Origin of the sequence: Burkholderia sp. Bp8986, from assembly GCF_003854225.1 — a bacterium.
In the GTDB taxonomy this organism is placed as follows: Bacteria; Pseudomonadota; Gammaproteobacteria; order Burkholderiales; family Burkholderiaceae; genus Burkholderia.
In genome coordinates this window covers 21,122-42,684 of record NZ_QTQM01000006.1, presented here as the reverse complement: position 1 = coordinate 42,684, position 21,563 = coordinate 21,122, and the positions used below count along the sequence as shown (strand labels likewise).

Here is a 21,563-nt window from a genome sequence, read left to right as displayed (position 1 = left end):
TGGCAATTGGACACGTACGAACTTCGGGATCCGAATGAATCGTCGAACGACGCGGGCACGGCGCAGGCCAGCATGACACAGTGTGGCGTCTCGATCATTCGCACGGAGCGTGCGACAGCTGGCTGCGCGCGGTCTTCGCGTTCAGGAGGCCGCCGACGCTGTACACGCCACCGATGCGCGGCACCGTGAAATGGCAGCCGTTCGTCACACGCGGGCGGCGCAGCACGCCCCACGGCGCCCGCGCATTCGTCAGGCCGCCTCGCGCGCCAGCGCGCGCCGCGCGGCCGGCCGCTCGGCCTCGCGCTGCGCGTGGGCTGTCCACGCCGCATGCTGCGTCATGTCGAGTCCGATCGCGACACCCCAGCGATACAGCACCAACAGGAACGGATCGACGATCGAATGCGCACCCGGTTCAGCCCACGTTCGGCCATCGGCGAGCGCGGCCTCGATCGAAGCGTTCGCGGCTTCGATCGTGCCGCGCCCGTGTGCGCTGACCGCGCCGTGCAGCGCCGGATCGCCGATGAAGCGGCCCGGCCGCCACAACGCGCCGTAGCCGACGCCGTGCACCCAGCCGACCAGCCAGGCGAGCCATTCATGACACCGCGCCTCGCGCAGCGGTTCGCCGAGCGGCAGCAATTGCGCATCCGGATAGCGGTGCGCGAGATACGTGAGGATCGCTGGCGTTTCGGTCAGCACGCTCGGCTCGCCCGGAATCGCGAGCACGGGCACGCGCGCCTTCGCGTTGACCGCCAGATAGGGCGCTGCGAGGTTCTGCTGCTTCTGCACCGAGACGATCTCGACGTCGAACGGCGCGCCGGTTTCCTCCAGCGCGATATGAGCGGCTAGCGAGCAGGCGCCCGGCGAAAGATAGAGACGATATGCGTTCATGGTGTGTGGCCCGACGGCGCTGTGGAAGACGGAACCGAGTGTAGGAACGCATCCCGATGCGCGGCAAACGAAGAATTGTCGTGCTTGAGCATTAGTGTTACTAATACCCGCATGCGACGCATCCACCTCCCCCCGCTCCAGACGCTGCGTGCGTTCGAAGCCGCCGTGCGGCTGCAGAGCTTCACGCGCGCGGCCGATGCGCTTGCGCTCACGCAAGGCGCCGTCAGCCAGCACATCCGCGCGCTCGAGGCGCAGCTCGGCTACCCGCTCTTCACGCGCGAACGCAACGGCGCAACGCCAACGCATGCCGCGCATGCGCTCGCGCTACAGGTGCGCCAGGGCCTGAGCGTGCTCGAACGCGCGTTCGAGCCGGCGCTCGCCGTACGCAGCCGCCCGCGTACCTGCGACGTGACGCTGAACGTCAGCGTGCTGCCAAGTGTCGCCGAGCGCTGGCTCGCACCACGCCTGCCGCGCTTCACGGCCGCGCATCCGCACATCGCGATCGCGCTGCACCCGGACGTGGCGCTCGCGCCGCTGCGCAAGCGCGACCGCATCGACGTCGCGCTGCGCTACGGGCCCGGCAGCTGGCCGGGCGTCGTCGCCGAAAAGCTGATGAACGAGACGATCTTCCCGGTCGCGAGCCCCGCGTACCGCAATCGCGACGGCATTGCGCCGCGCGTGCCGGCCGATCTCGTGCGCGCGACGTTGCTGCGCCATCCCGCGCAGCCATGGGAACCGTGGCTCCAGGCTGCGCGGCTCGACCTCACCGAATCCGCTCGCGCGCCGCGTTTCACCGATGCGAATGCGCTGATCGACGCGACGCTGAAAGGGCGCGGCGTCGCACTCGCGCGCCGCTCGCTGATCGAGCCCGAGCTCGCGGACGGCACGCTCGTGCGCGTATCGACGGTGCGCGTGACCGACGTGTATGCGCACTACGTCGTATGGCGCCCCGGCCATCCGCAGGAAGCGGCGATCCGCACGTGGCTCGACTGGCTGCGCAGCGAAGCGCGGCGCAGAACGCCGCGCCGCTGACGCTGCGGCTGACGCTCACGCGCGCGTCGGCATCGCCACCTTGTCGAGCGTGATCGGCAGATCGCGCACGCGCACGCCCGTTGCGTGATAGATCGCATTCGCGATCGCCGCCGGCACGCCCGTGATCCCTATTTCGCCGATGCCGCGGATGCCGAGCGGGTTGAAATGCGTGTCGCGTTCGTCGACGAAGCTCACGTCGAGATCGCCGATATCCGCATTCACGGGTACGTGATATTCGGCGAGGTTCGCATTCGTGAAGCGGCCATGCCGCACGTCGAGGAACGAGCCTTCCTCGAGCGCGGTGCCGAGCCCCCACACCATCCCGCCGATCAGCTGGCTGCGTGCGGTCTTCGCATTCAGCAGGCTGCCGACGCTGTACACGCCGACGATGCGCGGCACCCGGATCGTGCCGAGTTCGGCATCGACGTGTACTTCGGCGAACACCGCGCCGAACGAATGAGATGCATAGCGCGACTTCTCGTCGCCCGGCTTCGCGGTCGCCTGCGCTTCGAGCGGCCGTCCGCCCGCGCGCGCGATCACCGCGGCGGCCGGATCGCGCCGCGACGTTTCGCCGCGATGCACGAGCCAGCCGTCGTCGACCGTCACGTCGTCCGCCGCGACGCCGTGCAGCGGCGAGCCCCGATCGGCGACCGCCAGCGCGATCAGCATCGCGCGCGCCCGCAGCGCGGCGTCGCGCACGGCCGGCGCGACGCTCGCCGCCGATTGCGAGCCGCCCGACACCGGCGCGCGCGGCAGGCTCGAATCGCCGAGCACGAAGCGCACGTTCTGCAGCGCGAAGCCGAGCGCATCGGCGGCGACCTGCGTCATGACCGTGTAGGTGCCGGTGCCGATGTCCTGCGTGCCCGACGCGACTTCGGCCGTGCCGTCCGGCAGGATGCGCGCACGCGCAGACGCCTCGCTGCGATTCGCCGGATACGTCGCGGCGGCCATCCCGAGACCGACCAGCGTGTCGCCGTCGCGCATCGTGCGCGGCCCGCCGGTGCGCCGCGACCAGCCGAAGCGTTGCGCGCCGGCCTGGTAGCACTCGCGCAGCTTGTTGCTCGACCACGGCTTCCCGTCCTCCGGATCGACTTCCGCGTAATTCGCGAGCCGCAGCGCGACCGGATCCATGCCGAGCCGCCACGCGAGCTCGTCCATCGCCGATTCCAGCGCGAACGAACCGGACGCCTCGCCGGGCGCGCGCATGAACGTCGGCGTGCCGACGTTCAGCGACACGATCCGGTGCGTGGTCGCCTGGTTCGGCACCGCATACATGATCCGCGACGGCATCCCGCACATCTCCGTCCAGTCCTCGAACGTCGACGTGGTGACGATCGAGTCGTGGCGCAGCGCGGTCAGCGTGCCGTCGGCGCGCGCGGCCAGCACGACGCGCTGCTCGGTGAACGGGCGGCCGCCGACCGGGCCGAACATCTGCGGCCGCGTCAGCGCAAGGCGCACCGGGCGGCCCACCTGGCGCGCGGCCATCGCGCACAACGACACGTGCGACCACGACGATCCCTTGCAGCCGAAGCCGCCGCCGAGGAACGGCGAGATCACGCGCACCTGCTCCGGCGCGATGCCGAACACCGCGGCCACCGCCGTGCTGGCGCCCGACACGCCCTGCGTCGCGTCGTGCAGCGTAAGCGTCGGGCCGTCCCAGTGCGCCATCGTCGCGTGCGGCTCGAGCGGGTTGTGATGCTGCATCGGCGTCGTGTAGGTGGCGTCGATGCGCACCGCGCCCTCGCGCAGGCCTGCATCGACGTCGCCGCGCTGCGTGTCCATCGCGCGCCCCTGCTGCTTCGGCGGCACGCGCGCGCCGCGCTTCGCGCGCGCGAAATCGAGCGCGGCATCGCTCGCGCGATAGCGCACCTGCACGGCATTCGCGGCGTCGGTCGCCTGCTCGAGCGTTTCGGCGACGACGACCGCGACAGGTTCGTTGCTGTAGCGCACCGTGTCGTCCTGCAACAGCGTGAGCCGGCGCCCGGCCGGCGGCGACAGCGGCGTGCGGCCGCCGTTGGGCAACCGCATCGCGTTCTCGTGCGTCATCACGAGCAGCACGCCGGGCATCGCGCGTGCGCGTGCCGCGTCAATCGATTCGATGCGCCCCGCTGCGATCGTGCTCGTCACGAGCACCGCGTGCGCGAGGCGCGTATCGGCGAATTCGGCCGCATAGCGCGCGCCGCCCGTCACTTTGAGTACGCCGTCGACACGGTCGAGCGGCTGTCCGGTCACCGTGTTCATGCCGCATCTCCCGTCGTGCCAGCGGCCGCATGCACCGCACGGACGATCGCGCGCTGCGCGAGCGCGACCTTGAATCGATTGCCGTCGAGCGGCCGCGCGTCGCGCAACGCGAGCGCAGCCGCCTCGCGCAGCGCCGCATCGGTCGGCGCGCGGCCGACGAGATGCCGTTCCGCGGCCGTCGCACGCAGCGGCTTGTGCGCCACGCCGCCGAGCGCGATGCGCGCCTCCGTCACCTGCGCACCGTCCAGCCGCAACGCGGCGGCCACCGCGACCAGCGCGAACGCGTAACTCGCGCGGTCGCGCACCTTCAGGTAGTGCGCATGGTCCGCAAAGCGCGGCGGCGGCAGATCCACCGACGTAATCAGTTCGCCCGGTTCGAGCGTCGTGTCGAGGTCGGGCCGATCGCCGGGCAACCGGTGAAACGACGCGAACGGAATCTGCCGCGCGCCGCGTGGGCCGCTCACCTGTACGACCGCGTCGAGCGCCGCGAGCGCAACACTCATGTCCGACGGGTTCACCGCGACGCACTGCTGGCTGGCGCCGAGAATCGCGTGCATCCGGTTGTGCCCGCCGATCGCCGCGCAGCCGCTGCCCGGCTCGCGCTTGTTGCATTGCGCGAACGCGGGATCGTAGAAATACGGGCAGCGCGTGCGCTGCATCAGGTTGCCGCCGACGGTCGCCATGTTGCGCAATTGCGCGGACGCCCCGGCGAGCAGCGCCTGTGACAGCAGCGGATAGTCCGCGCGGATACGCGGATGAGCGGCCGCATCGCTGTTGCGCACGAGCGCACCGATACGCAGTCCGCCATCCGGCAACGCGTCGACCGTATCGAGGCCCGCGATGCGCGTGATGTCGATGAGCGTGACGGGCCGCGCGACGCCGCCCTTCATCAGGTCCAGCAGGTTCGTGCCGCCGCCGATGAAGGCCGCGCCCGGCCGCTGCGCCGCCCGCACGGCGCCCGCGACGTCGGTTGCCCGTTCGTAGGAGATCGCTTCCATGGCCGGGGCCTCCCGCGCTAGCCGTTCGCCGCGTGCGCGGCGCGCACGGCGGCGACGATGTTCGGGTACGCACCGCAGCGGCACAGATTGCCGCTCATGCGCTCGCGGATCTCGTCGTCCGACAGTTGTGCGGGCCGGCGTCGCACGTCGTCGGTGACGGCGCTCGCCGCGCCCGCCGAAAACTCGTCGAGCAGCGCGGTCGCAGAACACAGCTGGCCGGGCGTGCAGTAGCCGCACTGGAATGCATCGTGATCGACGAACGCACGCTGCATCGGGCTCAGCACGCCGCCGCGCGCGAGCCCCTCGACGGTCGTGATCCGCTCGCCTTCGTGCATCACCGCGAGCGTCAGGCACGCGTTGATGCGCCGCCCGTCGACGAGCACCGTGCACGCGCCGCATTGCCCGCGGTCGCAGCCCTTCTTCGTGCCGGTGAGGCCCGCGTATTCGCGCAGCGCGTCGAGCAGCGTGACGCGCGGTTCGAGCTGCAGCGTGTATTCGCGCCCGTTGATGTCGAGCCGCACGGGGTGCGCCGGGACCGTATCGCGATGTGTCGCCGCAGGCGTGAATGTCGTGTGCGGCTGCTGCGGATGAACGTGCGATGCGGCGCCGACGGTCGCGGCCGCCGCCGCCGATTGCAGAAAGCGGCGCCGCGCGGCGCTGGAGGGCGTATCGTGCGGCAACGGCGGCGACGCCGCATGGCCGGCCGCGAGCGGCGATGGGGCAGCATCGCTCGCGGGTCCGGTGGACGGGGGGATGGGTCGATCGCTGGACATGGCTTCTGCTCGCTCCCTGGTTGATGGATGCGGATACGCCGCCCGTGCCCGGTTGGCCGCGCGGGACAGCGCTGCATCGGCGCTGCGAGCAATTCCGGTGCCGCAAGCCGACACGGGTCTTCGCCTGCGCCGGGCAGATTGCGTTCATGCGTTGCGAACGGACCGCACGCAGGTATCGGTTACCGCTCCTGTCACGTGCGTGCCGCTACGCTGGCGCGTGGCTGACCGCCGGCTGTCGATGCGGTAAAAAACACGCATTCGGCAGTGGCGCGGGCGACACATCGACCGACGCTGGCCAAAGGCGTCCGCAACGCCGTGCACGACACGTCGCATCGCGTGCATGGTTCGTCGCGTTGCACGCGCGTGTAAATGCGCGCGGCCACTACATCCGCCATGAAAATTCGGCGGGTCGACCCGGCTCCGCCGCCGTGAAAGCATATGGTCAGCATCACGAAAGCCGTTCGCGATCACGCGCCGGTCGCAAACGATTCACCGAATCGTCGCATCGCACGGGCATACTCGAAAACGTTTCCCGATCCGCCTGCCAGGAGAGAAGTGATGCGTCGTGTTGCCCTCGTCGTCGTTCTATGTGCCGCCGCATTCGCCGCCGCCTGCAGCGACGACGCGCCGCACGACGCGCACGCGACCGACGCCTCGCAACAGGCCGGCGCATCGTCCGGCGCCGCGAGCGCGTTCAACAGCGGCGCGGGCGCGAAAGCCGCCGCGTCCGATGCCGCGCCGCTCGCGCCGCCCGTCGTCCACTACCCGCCCGACGATGACGACGACGCGAAGCCCGCGACGAACGCGGGCGCGTCCGCCATCGCCGCGTCGTCGCCGCACTGATCCCGCCGTTCCTGTTGGTGTCCCCAGTCCCCAATCGCAGAACCGAGGTGAAATAACATGACGTCATCCAGCCGCCGCCGTTTCCTGCATACCGTCGCACAGTCGGCGGGCGCGGCCGTCGCGCTCAACGCGTTCCCCGAATCGATCCGCCGCGCGCTCGCGATTCCGGCCGCGCGCGGCACCGGCACGATCCGCGATGTCCAGCACATCGTCGTGTTCATGCAGGAGAACCGCTCGTTCGACCATTACTTCGGACACCTGCGCGGCGTGCGCGGCTACAACGACCGCTTCCCGATTCCGCTGCCGAACGGCAAGCCGGTGTGGTACCAGCCGTCGAAGGAAGACCCGGCGAAGCCCGTGCTGCCGTTCCGGCTCGACACGAAGACGACCAGCGCGCAGTGCCTGGGCGCGCTCGACCACTCGTGGGCGAAGACCCACGCGGCGATCGACGGCGGCCGCTACGACCAGTGGCCCGCGAACAAGACCGACATGACGATGGGCTATCACGTGCGCGAGGACATCCCGTTCCATTACGCGCTCGCCGATGCATTCACCGTGTGCGACAACTACTTCTGCTCGCTGCCGGGGCCGACGCACCCGAACCGTTCGTACCTGATGACGGGCACGGTCGACCCGACCGGCAAGTTCGGCGGCCCGCTGCTCGACAACGCCGACTACGTCGACGGCGACCTGCCGCCCGCGTACCAGCTGCTGTCGTGGACGACCTTCCCCGAACGGCTCGAGGCGCGCGGCGTGTCGTGGCAGATCTACCAGCAGGGGCTCACGTGGGCCGATCCGTACAACGGCAACTACGGCACGAACATCCTGCAGAACTTCACGAACTTCATCAACGCGAAGCCGGGCTCGTCGCTGTACCAGCGCGCGCAGACGGTGCGCACGCTCGACAACCTGAAGGACGACGTGATCAACGACCGGCTGCCGCAGGTATCGTGGCTGCTGCCGCCCGCCGTGTTCTCCGAGCATCCGAAATACACGCCGGCGTACGGCGCGAACTACACGTCGCAGATCCTCGACGCGCTGACGTCGAACCCGGACGTGTGGGCGAAGACGGTGCTGTTCATCATGTACGACGAAAACGACGGCTTCTTCGATCACGTCGTGCCGCCGCAGCCGCCGACCTCGGCCGCGCAGGGCGCATCGACCGTGACCACCGACGGCGAGCTGCATACGGTCGTGAATCCCGGCCGCGGCGGCAGCTACACGGCCGACGGGCTGCCGTACGGCCTCGGGCCGCGCGTGCCGATGACGGTCGTGTCGCCGTGGTCGAAGGGCGGCTTCGTGTGCTCGCAGGTATTCGACCACACGTCGGTGATCCGCTTCATCGGCGAGCGCTTCGGCGTCGACGAGCCGAACATCACGCCGTGGCGCCGGACCGTCTGCGGCGATCTCACCGCCGCGTTCGACTTCCGCTCGTCCGACGCGACGTTCCCGACGCTGCCCGATACGAGCCAGTACCGCTCGATCGCCGACCAGCAATGCACGTCGCAACCCGCGCCGAGCGTGCCCGCGACGCCGTTGCCGATCGACCCGCAGGAACCCGGCGTGCGCCCGGCGCGCGCGCTGCCGTACGAACTGCACGTGAACGCGAGCCTCTACGGCGGCAACACGCTGCGCATCGAGTTCGCGAACCGCGGCAACCAGGGCGCGCACTTCCAGGTGTACGCGACCAACCGCACCGACGGCCCGTGGCGCTACACGGTCGGCGCGCGCCGCGTGCTGCACGCGGACTTCGACGTGATGGAGACGAACGGCGCGTATGCGTTCTCGGTGTACGGGCCGAACGGCTTCGTGCGGATGTTCGCGGGCAACGTGTCGGCCGCGACGGCGCGCCGGCGCAACCAGGCGCAGCCGGAGGTGAAAGCCGGCTACGACATCGCGAACGGCAACCTGTACCTGAAGCTGCGCAACCACGGCAGCGGTCACGTGACGCTGACGCTGACCGACAACGCGTACGGCACGCCCGCGCGCCAGGTGACCCTGCACGGCGGCGACGAACGCGTCGAGCAATGGGCGCTCGCGTCGAGCCACCACTGGTATGACGTGACGGTGAGCGACGGCGTGAACGGCACGTTCTCGCGCCGCTTCGCGGGCCACGTCGAGAACGGCCGGTCGAGCTACTCGGATCCGGCCGCGGTGCGCCCGGTCTCCGCGCCGTAAGCGCGGCGGCACGACGGCGCGCGGCGTCGGCCGCGCGGCGCGTGCCGTCGAATCTCAGATCGCGTGCGCGAGCGCGCGCTCGACGGGCGCGACGTCGAAGCCGTCGTCCGCGTCGCGAAAGCGCAGCGGCGCCGCGCAGTGCACCAGCGTGTCGATGAAGTACTTCGCGCGCGGCCACGGCCCGAAGCCGGCCGCGGTGTTGATGTGCCCCGCGTCGCCGAGGTTCACGAATGCGCTGCCGAGCCGCTGCGCGAGCGTGCGCGCATCGGCGAGCGGCATCCACGGATCGGTTTCGCTGCCGATCACGATCGACGGCACCGCTAGCCGGCGCGCGTCGAACGGCCCCGCGAACGTGAATTTCTTCGGACTGGCGGGCGCGACGAGCAGCACGCCCGCGACGTCGGCCTCCTGCGGCCATTGCGCGAGCGCATGCGCGGCCGCGAGGCAGCCGAAGCTGTGCGCGGCCAGCACGAACGGGCCGCGCTCGCGTTCGAGCAGCACGCGCACGGACTGCGCCCAGCGCGCGAGATCGGGGGCGTCCCAATCGGCCTGCTCGACCCGCAGGGCACGCGGGAACTGCCGCTCCAGCCAGGTCTGCCAGTGGGCGCCTTCGCTGCCGTGCAGGCCCGGAACGGTCACGAGCCGCGGCGGCCACGCCGATTTGCTGCATGCGCGCATGATTGCCCTCGCTTGCTTTGCTTGGAGACGAGGTTCGATTGTGGCGTGGCGTGCGCGGCGGCCGAACCAATATTTTGTGCTTTGCTTTTGCGCGGGACGGTAGCCGGGCGACCGCCGGCGCGGGCCTCGCGGTGCGGGCCGGCGGCCTCGCGGCGGCGCAATGCGCCGCGAAACCGTAGAATGTGGGCTTCCCGCTTGCCTTGCATCGGATCGAACCGGGCTCCCCGCGCCGGTTCCGATCGACAGGAGACGCCCGATGTCCGCTACGCCCGCCGGCGCGCTGCGCCCGTTCCATCTCGCCTTCCCCGTGTCGAGCCTCGCCGGCGCGCGCGCGTTCTACGGCGGCCTGCTCGGCTGCCCAGAGGGCCGCAGCTCGGAACACTGGGTCGACTTCGACTTCTTCGGCCATCAGCTCGTCGCGCACCTCGCGCCGGACGAAACCGGCAAAAGCGCGGTGAACCCGGTCGACGGCGACGACGTGCCCGTGCGCCATTTCGGCGTCGTGCTGTCGATGGACGAATGGCATGCGCTCGCCGACAAACTGAAGGCCGCGCATACGCGCTTCGTGATCGAGCCGCATATCCGCTTCAAGGGCGAGGTCGGCGAGCAGGCGACGATGTTCTTCCTCGATCCGTGCGGCAACGCGCTCGAGTTCAAGGCGTTCGCCGACATCGGCCAGCTGTTCTCGAAGTAAGCGCATGAAGATCCTGTTCTACTCGCCGCACCAGGAAGCCGGCGCCTGGCGCGACGCGATCGCGCAGGCGCTGCCCGAGGCCGAGCTGCGCGCGTGGCAGCCGGGCGACACGGCCGCCGCCGACTACGCGCTCGTGTGGCGCGCGCCGCGCGAGCTGTTCGCGCCGCGCGACGGCCTGCGCGCGATCTTCAACCTCGGCGCGGGCGTCGATGCGCTGCTCGCGCTCGATCGCGCGCATCCCGGCACGCTGCCGCGCGACGTGCCGCTGGTGCGCCTCGAGGATTCGGGCATGGCGCGGCAGATGATCGAATACGTGACGCACGCGGTGCTGCGCTACCTGCGCCGCTTCGACGAATACGACGCGTTGCAGCGCGAGCGCCGCTGGCAGGTGCTGGAGCCGCATCCGCGCGCGAGCTTCACCGTCGCGGTGCTCGGCCTCGGCGTGCTCGGCGCGCAGGTCGCGCAGGCGCTCGCCGCGCTCGGCCTGCCGGTGCGCGGCTACAGCCGTAGCCCGAAACGGCTCGACGGCGTCGCGACCTTCGCGGGCGACGACGCGTTCGACGCGTGCGTCGACGGCGCGAAGGTGCTCGTCAACCTGCTGCCGAGCACGCACGATACCGACGGGATCCTGTCGGCGCGGACCTTCGCGAAGCTGGCGCCGGGCGCATACCTGGTGAACGTCGCACGCGGCGCGCATCTCGTCGAAGCCGACCTGCTCGACGCGCTCGCGAGCGGCCAGGTCGCCGCCGCGACGCTCGACGTGTTCCAGCACGAGCCGCTGCCGGTCGACCACCCGTTCTGGCACGCGCCGCGCATCACGATCACGCCGCACAGCTCGGCCGAGACGCTGCGCGACGAAGCCGTCGAGCAGATCGCCGGCAAGATCCGCGCGCTCGAGCGCGGCGAGCGCGTCGGCGGCATCGTCGACTACGCGCGCGGCTACTGAATTCCACCTATACGAGACCGGAGACAACCATGACGTTCCCCACCGCCGTCAAGATCGTCGAAGTCGGCCCGCGCGACGGGCTGCAGAACGAAAAGACCTTCGTACCGACCGACGTGAAGATCGCGCTCGTCGACCGGCTGTCGCGCGCCGGCTTCCGCAATATCGAGGCCGCATCGTTCGTGTCGCCGAAATGGGTGCCGCAGATGGCCGACGGCGCCGACGTGATGGCCGGCATCGAGCGTCGCCCGGGCACCGTGTATTCGGTGCTCACGCCGAACCTGAAAGGCTTCGAGAACGCGCTCGCCGCACGCGCCGACGAAGTGGTGATCTTCGGCGCGGCGAGCGAGGCATTCTCGCAGCGCAACATCAACTGCAGCATCGCGGAGAGCATCGCGCGCTTCGAGCCGGTCGCGAAGGCCGCGAAGGATGCCGGCCTGCGGCTGCGCGGCAGCGTGTCGTGCACGCTCGGCTGCCCGTACCAGGGCGAGGTGCCGGTCGCGTCGGTCGTCGACGTCGTCGAACGCTTCGCCGCGCTCGGCTGCGACGAGATCGACATCGCCGACACCATCGGCGTCGGCACGCCGAAGCGCACGCGCGAAGTGCTGTCGGCCGTCACGCGCGTGTTCCCGCGCGAACGGCTGTCGGGCCACTTCCACGACACCTACGGCCAGGCGCTCGCGAACATCTACGCGGCGCTGCTCGAAGGGATCGAGATCTTCCACGCGTCGGTCGCCGGCCTCGGCGGCTGCCCGTACGCGAAGGGCGCGACCGGCAACGTCGCGACCGAGGACGTGCTGTACCTGATGCAGGGCCTCGGCATCGACACCGGCATCGATCTCGCGCAGGTGGTCGCCGCCGGCGACTTCATCTCGAACGCGATCGGCCGCGCGAACGTGTCGCGCGCCGGTCGCGCGCTGCTCGCCAAGGCGCAGAGCGCGGCCGACGCGCCGAGCTGCGCGTGACCCCGACACTCACCGGACTCCCCATGACGACACCCGCTTCATTCGACTCTCTCCCCGATTCCGCGCGACGCGTCGCGCTGCTGCTGCGCGAACGCGGGCATGCGAAAGGGATCGTGATGCTCGCCGAAACCGGCAAGACCTCCGCCGAAGCCGCGGCCGGGCTCGGCTGCTCGGTCGCGCAGATCGCGAAGTCGATCCTGTTTCGCCGCGAATCCGACGGCCTGCCGGTGCTCGTCGTCGCGAGCGGCGTGAATCGCGTCGACGAGAAGAAGGTCGCCGCCCAGGTCGGCGCGGTCGGCCGCGCCGATGCGAAGTTCGTGCGCGACCATACCGGCTACGCGATCGGCGGCGTGTGCCCGATCGGCCATCTCGTCGAACCGGTCACGCTGATCGACGCCGACCTGCTCGAGCTCGACAGCCTGTGGGCCGCCGCCGGCCATCCGCACGCGGTGTTCAACCTGTCGCCGCAGGAACTCGTCGCGCTGACGGGTGCGCCGGTCGCCGACGTCGCATTGCGTAACGACGCATGAGCGACGCGCCGGTACCGGTCGGCACGGTCGCCTCGCCGTGCACCGACGTCTGCAGGATCGATCCGCGCACCGACTGGTGCGCGGGCTGCCTGCGCACGCGTGACGAGATCAAGGGATGGCGCGCGTCGGACGACGACGCGAGACGCGTGTTGCTCGCGCGGCTCGACGCGCGGCGGCGCCTGCTCGCGCGGAGCGGCGCATAAAAAAATGCCGTTCGGCCTGCTTGGCGAACGGCATGAGATCGGAATCCTGTGAACGTGATCAACGTCACAGCCGCATCATACGAGCGACGCTGCAGCGTCGCATCGGGTGTTTCCCTACAACTCCTTACGGCCTGTCTGGCGCGCAATCCGCGTGCCCGGAGGCGACGCCGACGGGCCTGGCGGCAGGCCGTAGCGGCAAGTCGAATCGCACGACCGTTTCAGTTGCCGACCGCCGCGCGACGCGCCGGCACGATGCGCCAGCCGAGGTTCACGCCGGCCGCCGCGAGCAGGATCAGCAGCGCGCCGAGCACCTGCGTCCACGCGAGCGTCTGCCCGAACGCGATGCGATCGACGATGATCGCGACGACCGGATAGACGAACGACAGCGCGCCCGTCATCGCGACCGGCAGCTTCTGGATCGCGCCGTACAGCAGCACGTACATCAGGCCGGTGTTGACGACGCCGAGCACGACGAGATCGAGCCACTGCGCGGCCGTCGCCGGCAGCGTGTCGAAGTGCGCGAACGGCGCGAGCAGCACGATGCCGAGGCCGGCCTGCAGCAGTGCCAGCAGGTGCGGCGGCGTGCCCTTCAGGTGCTTCGTGACGATCGACGACACCGCGTACAGGAACGCCGCGCCGAGCGACAGCGCGACGCCTTCGAGATATTCGCCGGGCACCGCGAGCACGGCCGGCTCGACCCGCACCACGCAGACGAGCCCGATGAAGGCGAGCGCGAGCCACGCGATCGTCGACGCGCTGATCCGTTCGCGGAACACGAGTGCGCCGAGCGCGACGAGCATGAACGGCTGCGTGTTGTAGACGGCGGTCGCCATCGAGATCGACGCGCGCGAATACGCGGCGAACAGCAGCAGCCAGTTCGCGACGATCGCGACGCTGCCGAGCGTCGCGAGCACGAGCATGCGCGGCGAGAACAGCGCGCGCCGCAGCAAGCCGAGCGCCGCGCAGACGATCGCGAGCGTCGCGGCGCCGAACAGGCAGCGGAAGAACACGACGTTGGTGAGCGGTTGCTGCGACGACATCACGAGCCAGCCGATCGTGCCGGACATCAGCATCGCGACGATCATCTCGGCGGCACCGCGGCGGATTTCGTTCGAGGCCATCATGGACTCCGTTTGGCGAGAGAAGATGACTTCGATTCTAGAAACTTGCTTTCCGTGCATCCACGGCTAAACTGAAGCGAAACGACCGATTCACCTTCGAAAGCAAAGCGATCATGTCGAAACGCCTTTTCCCGCCCGCCGTCGCGTCGCTGGACGCGACCGACCGCGCGATCCTCGCGGCGCTCGCCGAGGATGCGCGCATCGCCACCAGCGAGCTGGCGCGACAGATCGGGCTGTCGGCGCCCGCGACCGCCGATCGCGTGCGGCGGCTCGAGGCGCAGGGCGTGATCGCGGGCTTCACCGTCGAGCTCGATCCGCGCGCGCTCGGCTACACGCTGCAGGCGATCGTCCGCGTGAAGCCGCTGCCGGGACAGCTGCATCTGGTCGAGGAGGTGTTGCGGCGGATTCCGGAATTCGTCGAGTGCGACAAGGTGACCGGCGAGGACTGCTTCATCTGCCGGCTCTACCTGCGCACGATCGAGCACCTCGACGACATCCTGTCGAAGGTGACGGAGCGCGCGGAAACGAGCACGGCGATCGTGAAATCGACGCCCGTGCCGCGCCGCCTGCCGCCGCTGGTCGAAGACGACGCCGCGCGCCGCTGATCCTCGAACGCTGACCGTCGACGCGCAGCAAGCGCCGCGCGACCGGCCGCGGCCGGCCCCGCTCACGCGGCCGCGTCGCGCGCTTCGAAGAACGCGAGCAGCTCGTCGATCAGCGCGACGGGCGCCTCTTCCGGAATGTAGTGCCCGCAATCGAGCGCGCGGCCGCTGACGTCGCGCGCGACGCGCCGCCATTCGTCGAGCGGATCGAAGCAGCGGCCGACGATCCCGTGCTCGCCCCACAGCACGCGCAGCGGGCACGCGACCTTGTTGCCGCGCTCGAGATCCGCGCGGTCGTGTTCGAGATCGATCGTCGCCGACGCGCGGTAGTCCTCGCACATCGCGTGTACGGCGCCCGGCTGCGCGAGCGCGGCGCGATACGCGGCGAGCGCCTCCGGCGCGAACGGCGCGAGCCCGGCCGAGCGGTTGCCCATCACGCGCTCGATGTACGCATCGGTGCGGCCTTCGATCAGCGTTTCGGGCAGCGGAGCCGGCTGGATCAGGAAGAACCAGTGGAAATACGCGGTCGCGAACGCACGGTCGGTCTGCTCGTACATCGCGAGCGTCGGCGCGATGTCGAGCAGCATCATCCGCTCGACGGCCGCCGGATGATCGAGCGCGAGCCGGTGCGCGACGCGCGCGCCGCGATCGTGCGCGCACACATGGAATTGCTCGAAACCGAAATGGCGCATCACGGCGACCTGGTCGGCCGCCATCGCGCGTTTCGAATACGGCGCGTGCCGCGCGTCGCTCGGCGGCTTGCCCGACGCGCCATAGCCGCGCAGGTCGGTCGCGATCACCGTGAAGTGATTCGCCAGCGTCGCGGCGACGCGATGCCAGATCATGTGGGTCTGCGGGTGGCCGTGCAGCAGCAGAAGCGGCGGCCCCGCGCCTCCTTTGACACCGAAGATGTCGGTGTCCTGCACCGTCACGCGAAACGGAGCAAACGCCTCAAACGACATGGTTTGTTTCTCGTTGGTTTGTTATGGCGGATATTGTAGGAGCGCCCGGCCGGCTGCTGCGCGCGCCAGATGCCCGAACGCGTAGAAAGAGAACACTCACTCGATTGTCGCCACGCCGCGCGGTTTGTTAAGCTCGCGTAGAATCGCACGACCGTTCGTATTAATATGAACGCGCGGCTGTACCGCTACACTCGAAGCACCGTTCGACCGCCAAGCATGCATGCCGGCGTCGGCGCGACCCGCGCCGGGCCCGGCCGCCCCTCGAGACTGGAGACATCACATGGCATTGCCCGCCGTCCTGCAGAACCTGACGCTGCCCGTCATCGCGTCGCCGATGTTCATCGTCAGCTACCCCGAACTCGTGCTCGCGCAATGCAAGGCGGGTATCGTCGGATCCTTCCCCGCGCTCAACGCCCGTCCGGCCGAACTGCTCGACGAATGGCTCACGCAGATCCAGTCCGAACTCGCCGACCACAAGGCGAAGCACCCGGACGCGGTGATCGGCCCGATCGCGGTCAACCAGATCGTCCACCAGTCGAACGCACGGCTCGAGCACGACGTGCGCGTGTGCGTCGAGCACAAGGTGCCGATCTTCATCACGAGCCTGCGCGCGCCGGCGCGCGAGATCGTCGACGCGGTGCACAGCTACGGTGGCATCGTGCTGCACGACGTGATCAACCTGCGCCACGCGCAGAAGGCGCTCGAAGCGGGCGTCGACGGACTGATCCTCGTCGCGGCCGGCGCCGGCGGCCATGCGGGCACGACGTCGCCGTTCGCGCTCGTCGGCGAAGTGCGCAAGATGTTCGACGGCCCGATCGTGCTGTCCGGCGCGATCGCCAACGGCGGCTCGATCCTCGCCGCGCAGGCGATGGGCGCCGACTTCGCGTACATGGGCACGCGCTTCATCGCGACGCAGGAAGCGCACGCGGTCGAGGACTACAAGCACGCGATCCTCAACGCGAAATCGTCCGACATCGTCTACACGAACCTCTTCACCGGCGTGCACGGCAACTACATCCGCGAGAGCATCGAGAAGGCCGGCCTCGATCCGGACGCACTGCCGGAATCGGACAAGTCGAAGATGAATTTCGGCGGCGACAAGGCGAAGGCGTGGAAGGACATCTGGGGTGCCGGCCAGGGTGTCGGCCTGATGGACGACCTGCCGAGCGTCGGCGCGCTCGTCGAGCGCCTGAAGCGCGAGTACGACGACGCGAAGGCACGACTCGGCATCGCGCGCTGACGCGGGCGGCGGGTTGCGCCACCGGCGCGCACGACGTCGGACCAAACAAAAAAGCGCGAACCGCAACGGCTCGCGCTTTTTTCATGTCCGCCACGCGGCCGGCCGGCGCCGGTCAGCCCGCGCGCTTGATCCGCGTGATCGGCAGCACGCGCAGGCGCGACTCGATCGACGGGCACAGCGACTGCCCTTCGAATCGTGCCGCGAGGAAGTCGACGAACGAGCGCACCTTCGCGGATACGTGGCGACGGCTCGCGTACACAGCATAGATCGGCGCCTCGTGCGGCGGCACGGCGTCGAGCAGCACCGGCACGAGCCGGCCGGATTCGATGTCGTCGCCGACCACCTCGGTGCCGAGCAGCGCGATGCCCGCGCCCGCGAGCACGGCTGCGCGCAGCCCCTCGAGATGGTTCACGATCAGGTTGCCGTTCAGGTTCACGCGCGACGCGGCGGCCGCGTCGATCACCAGCGAATCGAGCATCGTCGAATTCGAATCGCGACGCAGGTAGTTGTGGTGCGCGAGATCGGCGATCGTCTGTGGCGTGCCGTGCTTGTCGAGATACTCGGGCGACGCGACCAGCAGGATGTGCGCGGTCGCGATCTGCCGCGCGACCAGCGACGACGATTTCAGCCCGTTCGGCGCCGCGCGCACCGCGACGTCGTAGCCTTCCTCGATCAGGTCGACCACGCGATCGGACAGCGTCACGTCGACGGTCACGTCCGGGAACCGACCCGCATAATCGGTGACGGCCTGCATCACGTGCCGCAATCCGAACGCGGACAGCGACGTCACGCGCAGGCGGCCCTGCGGCACCACGCTCGCGGCGCCGACCGCCTGTCCGGCTTCGTCGAGTTCCGACAGCGCCTGCACGAGGCGCTCATAGTATTCGCGTCCCGCCTCGGTCGGCGCGACACGTCGTGTCGTGCGATGCAGCAGCCGCGCGCCGAGCTGCTGCTCGAGATGCATCACGTGCTTGCTCGCCATCGCGGCCGACATCTGCATGCGCTCGGCCGCGCCGACGAAGCTGCCCACTTCGACGACGTAGCGAAACACATTCATGCTGACGAGGGTATCCATCGAACTAGCTCGCAATTCCTGGGAATTATGCAATTACGAGATAGGGTAACAAAGGCGAGGAAACAAAAAGGTCAACAAAGGCAAAACGGCGCCGCGAATAGCGGCGCCGTTTTTTCGGGGCGCAATGCCGGCACATGCGACGCGCGTTGTGTGCGCGTCCGAACCGACGAATCGTCAGAACTTCGCGCGGATGCCTGCGCCGAACGTATTGCCGCTCGACAGGCCGCTGATGTGGTCGTTCATGTACGCAGCGTAGACGTCGGTGCGCTTGGACAACGGATAGTCGTAGCCGACGGCCCAGGTCTGGCGCGTCTGGTCGAGGCCGCCGCCGTCGCGCGAGTACGCGTACGACGCCATTGCGTTGCCGACGCCGAGCGGCACCGACACGCCGCCCTGCGCGGTGTTCACGTGCCAGCTGCCGGCGACCTGGTCGTTCTTCGTATACATGTACTGGCCGAACAGCTTCACGTATTTCAGGTCGTAGGTCGCGCCGACCAGCCCGATGCCCTGGCTCTTCATGCCGGTCACGAGCGAGCTCAGGTCCTGCGGGCCGTTGTTGAAGTTCACGTACTGGTAGACAGCGGTCGCCGCGAACGGGCCGTTCGCGTAGTTGAACTGCGCGCTCCACTTCTTCGAGCGGTTGTCGCCGGCCGTGTTGCCGAGCGCGTACATCGCCGCGAAATTCAGGCCCCCGAACGAAGGTGACGTGTAGGACAGTGCGTTGTTCCAGCCCGAATCGCCGACCGCGCCCTGGTCGCTCGGATAGGTCGGGAACGTGCCGAGGCCGAGGAACACGTGGTACACCATCGGCGAGAAGGTGTACGAATCGTAGAACGGGTTGAACAGGATCGTCGACAGGAACAGGTGCGTGGTCAGGCGGCCCGCCGTCACCGTGCCGTACGGCGAGCTGACGCCGACGTATGCGTTGCGCGCGAAGAACGTGTCGCCCTGGAAGCGGCCGAACTGGCCGTTCTGCGCACGGAAGAAGCTCTCCAGCGTGAAGATCGCCTTGTAGCCGTCGCCGAGATCCTCGGCGCCGTGCAGGCCCCAGTAGGACGTCGACATCCCGCCGCCCGACACGTTCCATGCGCGATCGCCGCCCGGGAACTTGGTGGCGCCGACCCATTCGTCGACCTGACCGTAGAGCGAGACGCTCGACTGCGCGTGAACGGGTGCGGTTGCGGCCACGCAGGCGGCCGCGGCGATCAGCTTGACGGACGTGCGCGACGCACGGCGAGCGAATGCTTTCATGGGATCTCCAGGGTTTTGTCGAATGTCGATAAGTGGCGCGAGCGTTGTTGTTTGGAGCCGATTGCTTGCGTCGTATGGGGCGCAGCCATCTTTACGGAACCTGCGTCCCGTCAAAATTGCGCACACTTATTGCGGGTATAGCGGCAGCATTAACTTCGCGGAATCGGCACATGGCCAGGCGCGCCGCAGCGGCCCCGCGCGGTGCGGGCACGCGACGGGACGGCCGCGAGGGGCGCGCGTGCCGGGCGCGAAAGATAGCGCAATGCGACGGGAAAATCAGCGGAAATCTATGCGCGACTGTGGCGAATTCGCATCACAGCCGGCGGGGGAACGAACGCGCGAGGCGCGCTCGGCGAACGCGCGAGGCGCGCTCGGCGAACGCGCGGGGCGCTCAGTTTCGGTAGAACGGGGAGAAAAACGGCGAGTGGGAAGGCTCTTCCTGCGCGCGGGGCGGCGGCATCGGACGGCCGCCACGCTCTTCGTTGTAGCGCGCGACGTCGGCGCGGATCGAGCCGGCCCGCAACGGAACGTTGCCGCCGCCCGGCGGGCGCGGCATCTGGCGGGACTCGGCGCTGATCGGACGATACGGGCTCTGCGCGGCGTAGTGCCCGTAAGACGGCGTCGGACGCAGGCCCCAGCGGGAACCATAGCCGCTCACGCCGCCGGCACGCGCGCCGCCCGGCGGCAGCGCCCGGCGCCATACCTGCGCGTTGCCGGCCGGCTGGCCGTACATGCGCATGTCGCCGCCACCGAAACCGTGACCGAAGCCATGACCGCCGCCGAACGCCTGACCGCCATGCGGCGGTTGCGCGAGCGCGAGCGGCATCAGCAGCGCGCCGAGCACGCCTGCCACCCATCGTCCGACCTTCAGTTTCACCCGTTCCGTCATCATTCAGTGCCTGTTGCCGCTCGCCGCCGGCTGTTTCCAGCCGACGCAAGCCTTTCAGCAGTAATTTATGAGCGGTCCCAAACGGTGTCGAGCCAAAAAGTGTTATGTCGCGGGCATCGGTGTAACACCATGTTACTGCTAGGTTTTTTCACTTCAGGGTGGGATCGCGACAGAACATTCTTCTGCCGCTTCGCGCGTCGCCGGGCCGCCGCGGGTGTGCCGTGTTGCGCAGCCGCATCATGCAATTGATTCATCAATGGATTCGTACAATGAATTTGTTTATTGAATGACCAACCGGGACAATACCGGCTTCGCGCGCGCGACATGTGCGTCCGCCGTTTCCGAATCGAGTTCCCCGATGGCCCGTCCCCGTTTTCTTCCCGACAACTTCACGCTCGCGCTCGTCGGCACCGTCGTGCTCGCGAGCCTGCTGCCGTGCCGCGGCCCGGCCGCCCATGCGTTCAATTGGGCGACCAACATCGCGGTCGGCCTGCTGTTCTTCCTGCACGGCGCGAAGCTGTCGCGCGAAGCCGTCGTCGCGGGCGCGACCCACTGGCGGCTGCATGCGGTCGTGCTGCTCAGCACGTTCGCGCTGTTCCCGCTGCTCGGCCTCGCGCTGAAGCCCGTGCTGCAGCCGCTCGTCACGCCGACGCTGTATGCCGGCGTGCTGTTCCTGTGCACGCTGCCGTCGACCGTCCAGTCGTCGATCGCGTTCACGTCGATCGCGAAGGGCAACGTGCCGGCCGCCGTGTGCGCGGCATCGGCGTCGAGCCTGCTCGGGATCTTCGTGACGCCGGCGCTCGTCGGGCTGATGATCACGTCGCAGTCGGCCGCGGCCGCGTCGCCGTGGAGCACCATCGGCAGCATCGTGATGCAGCTGCTCGTGCCGTTCATCGCCGGCCAGCTGCTGCGGCCCGTGATCGGCGGCTGGATCGAACGCAACCGCGGCGTGCTGCGCTTCGTCGACCAGGGCTCGATCCTGCTCGTCGTCTACGTCGCGTTCAGCGAGGCCGTGAACCAGGGGCTGTGGCACCAGATTCCGGCGCGCGCGCTCGGCGGCCTGCTGATCGTCAACGTCGTGCTGCTCGTGATCGCGCTGGGGCTGACCGCGTTCGTCAGCAAGCGGCTCGGCTTCAACCGCGCCGACCAGATCACGATCATTTTCTGCGGGTCGAAGAAGAGCCTCGCGGCCGGCGTGCCGATGGCGAAGGTGATCTTCTCCGCGCAGGCGGTCGGCGCGATCGTGCTGCCGCTGATGCTGTTCCACCAGATCCAGCTGATGGCCTGCGCGGCGCTCGCGCAACGCTGGGGCGCGCGCGACACGAGCGGCGAGCGCGACGGCGACGCGGGTGCGGCCGGTGCCGCACGCGGGCGCGGTGCGCTGAGCGCGGGCAAGCGCTGACGCGGGAGGCTGCGCGGCCGGCATGACTGGCCGCGCTGGGGTGTTCGTCTTGTTC

21 protein-coding genes are annotated in these 21,563 nt (G+C 69.2%); 11 read left to right on the top strand and 10 right to left on the bottom strand.

Going from position 1 to position 21,563, the window contains the following annotated elements:
* Positions 1–249: 249 nt before the first annotated feature.
* Positions 250–888, bottom strand: a complete 639-nt coding sequence (locus tag DID99_RS08380; protein ID WP_124666490.1) for a glutathione S-transferase family protein — start codon at positions 886–888, stop codon at positions 250–252.
* Between the two features lie 111 nt (positions 889–999).
* Here DID99_RS08380 and DID99_RS08375 point away from each other — a divergent pair, with 111 nt between their 5' ends.
* The gene (locus DID99_RS08375) at positions 1,000–1,920 is read left to right on the top strand and encodes a LysR substrate-binding domain-containing protein (protein WP_124486603.1); all 921 of its coding nucleotides are present in this window, start codon (positions 1,000–1,002) and stop codon (positions 1,918–1,920) included.
* 15 nt (positions 1,921–1,935) lie between these two features.
* Here DID99_RS08375 and DID99_RS08370 read toward each other — a convergent pair whose 3' ends face one another.
* From DID99_RS08370 to DID99_RS08360, 3 genes are read right to left on the bottom strand one after another with little or no spacing between them, the layout of a single operon-like run.
* Complete coding sequence (locus tag DID99_RS08370; RefSeq protein ID WP_124666489.1) at positions 1,936–4,161, bottom strand: xanthine dehydrogenase family protein molybdopterin-binding subunit; 2,226 nt, start codon at positions 4,159–4,161, stop codon at positions 1,936–1,938.
* Complete coding sequence (locus tag DID99_RS08365) at positions 4,158–5,159, bottom strand: xanthine dehydrogenase family protein subunit M (RefSeq protein ID WP_124486605.1); 1,002 nt, start codon at positions 5,157–5,159, stop codon at positions 4,158–4,160. Before DID99_RS08365 ends, DID99_RS08370 begins: the two co-directional genes overlap by 4 nt.
* A 17-nt stretch (positions 5,160–5,176) precedes the next feature.
* Positions 5,177–5,932: a (2Fe-2S)-binding protein gene (locus DID99_RS08360; RefSeq protein ID WP_124666488.1), complete on the bottom strand. Its 756-nt coding sequence runs from the start codon at positions 5,930–5,932 to the stop codon at positions 5,177–5,179.
* 558 nt (positions 5,933–6,490) lie between these two features.
* On the opposite strand from DID99_RS08360, the gene DID99_RS08355 reads away from it, so the two are divergent.
* Both DID99_RS08355 and DID99_RS08350 read left to right on the top strand, forming a co-directional pair.
* Positions 6,491–6,775, top strand: coding sequence for a hypothetical protein (locus DID99_RS08355; protein ID WP_124486607.1), 285 nt, complete (start codon positions 6,491–6,493; stop codon positions 6,773–6,775).
* A gap of 57 nt (positions 6,776–6,832) precedes the next feature.
* On the top strand, positions 6,833–8,953 hold the full coding sequence (locus tag DID99_RS08350) for a phosphocholine-specific phospholipase C (protein ID WP_124666487.1): 2,121 nt from the start codon (positions 6,833–6,835) through the stop codon (positions 8,951–8,953).
* Positions 8,954–9,007: 54 nt separating this feature from the next.
* Here the strand turns inward: DID99_RS08350 and DID99_RS08345 are convergent, their stop codons facing one another.
* Complete coding sequence (locus DID99_RS08345; RefSeq protein WP_124486609.1) at positions 9,008–9,631, bottom strand: alpha/beta hydrolase; 624 nt, start codon at positions 9,629–9,631, stop codon at positions 9,008–9,010.
* A 256-nt stretch (positions 9,632–9,887) separates the two neighbouring features.
* Here DID99_RS08345 and DID99_RS08340 point away from each other — a divergent pair, with 256 nt between their 5' ends.
* Genes DID99_RS08340 through DID99_RS08320 form a run of 5 tightly spaced genes read left to right on the top strand, consistent with a single transcriptional unit; the run spans position 9,888 to position 12,966 of the window.
* Positions 9,888–10,325, top strand: coding sequence for a VOC family protein (locus DID99_RS08340; RefSeq protein ID WP_185733747.1), 438 nt, complete (start codon positions 9,888–9,890; stop codon positions 10,323–10,325).
* 4 nt (positions 10,326–10,329) lie between these two features.
* Positions 10,330–11,271 (top strand): glyoxylate/hydroxypyruvate reductase A, encoded by a 942-nt coding sequence (locus DID99_RS08335; protein WP_124666486.1) that lies wholly within the window; start codon positions 10,330–10,332, stop codon positions 11,269–11,271.
* A 29-nt stretch (positions 11,272–11,300) separates the two neighbouring features.
* A complete protein-coding gene (locus DID99_RS08330) occupies positions 11,301–12,233 on the top strand; it encodes a hydroxymethylglutaryl-CoA lyase (protein WP_124486611.1) in 933 nt (310 codons plus the stop codon).
* 23 nt (positions 12,234–12,256) lie between these two features.
* Positions 12,257–12,763 carry a YbaK/EbsC family protein gene (locus DID99_RS08325; RefSeq protein ID WP_044846152.1) on the top strand — a complete coding sequence of 169 codons (507 nt, stop codon included), beginning with the start codon at positions 12,257–12,259 and terminating at the stop codon, positions 12,761–12,763.
* On the top strand, positions 12,760–12,966 hold the full coding sequence (locus DID99_RS08320; protein WP_124486612.1) for a DUF1289 domain-containing protein: 207 nt from the start codon (positions 12,760–12,762) through the stop codon (positions 12,964–12,966). Before DID99_RS08325 ends, DID99_RS08320 begins: the two co-directional genes overlap by 4 nt.
* 218 nt (positions 12,967–13,184) lie before the next feature.
* Here DID99_RS08320 and DID99_RS08315 read toward each other — a convergent pair whose 3' ends face one another.
* Positions 13,185–14,087, bottom strand: a complete 903-nt coding sequence (locus tag DID99_RS08315) for a DMT family transporter (RefSeq protein ID WP_124666485.1) — start codon at positions 14,085–14,087, stop codon at positions 13,185–13,187.
* A 113-nt stretch (positions 14,088–14,200) separates the two neighbouring features.
* Between DID99_RS08315 and DID99_RS08310 the strand changes: the two genes are divergently transcribed.
* Complete coding sequence (locus DID99_RS08310) at positions 14,201–14,692, top strand: Lrp/AsnC family transcriptional regulator (RefSeq protein ID WP_124666484.1); 492 nt, start codon at positions 14,201–14,203, stop codon at positions 14,690–14,692.
* Between the two features lie 62 nt (positions 14,693–14,754).
* Here the strand turns inward: DID99_RS08310 and DID99_RS08305 are convergent, their stop codons facing one another.
* Positions 14,755–15,651 (bottom strand): alpha/beta fold hydrolase, encoded by an 897-nt coding sequence (locus DID99_RS08305; RefSeq protein WP_124666483.1) that lies wholly within the window; start codon positions 15,649–15,651, stop codon positions 14,755–14,757.
* A gap of 280 nt (positions 15,652–15,931) precedes the next feature.
* Here DID99_RS08305 and DID99_RS08300 point away from each other — a divergent pair, with 280 nt between their 5' ends.
* On the top strand, positions 15,932–16,891 hold the full coding sequence (locus tag DID99_RS08300; RefSeq protein WP_124486615.1) for a nitronate monooxygenase family protein: 960 nt from the start codon (positions 15,932–15,934) through the stop codon (positions 16,889–16,891).
* 112 nt (positions 16,892–17,003) lie between these two features.
* Here the strand turns inward: DID99_RS08300 and DID99_RS08295 are convergent, their stop codons facing one another.
* From DID99_RS08295 to DID99_RS08285, 3 genes are all read right to left on the bottom strand, one after another.
* Positions 17,004–17,966: a LysR family transcriptional regulator gene (locus tag DID99_RS08295; RefSeq protein ID WP_044846148.1), complete on the bottom strand. Its 963-nt coding sequence runs from the start codon at positions 17,964–17,966 to the stop codon at positions 17,004–17,006.
* A 174-nt stretch (positions 17,967–18,140) separates the two neighbouring features.
* On the bottom strand, positions 18,141–19,217 hold the full coding sequence (locus DID99_RS08290) for a porin (protein ID WP_044846147.1): 1,077 nt from the start codon (positions 19,215–19,217) through the stop codon (positions 18,141–18,143).
* A 391-nt stretch (positions 19,218–19,608) separates the two neighbouring features.
* Positions 19,609–20,106, bottom strand: coding sequence for a hypothetical protein (locus DID99_RS08285; RefSeq protein ID WP_044846200.1), 498 nt, complete (start codon positions 20,104–20,106; stop codon positions 19,609–19,611).
* 358 nt (positions 20,107–20,464) lie between these two features.
* Between DID99_RS08285 and DID99_RS08280 the strand changes: the two genes are divergently transcribed.
* Positions 20,465–21,508, top strand: a complete 1,044-nt coding sequence (locus tag DID99_RS08280; RefSeq protein WP_124520621.1) for a bile acid:sodium symporter family protein — start codon at positions 20,465–20,467, stop codon at positions 21,506–21,508.
* Positions 21,509–21,563 lie beyond the last annotated feature (55 nt).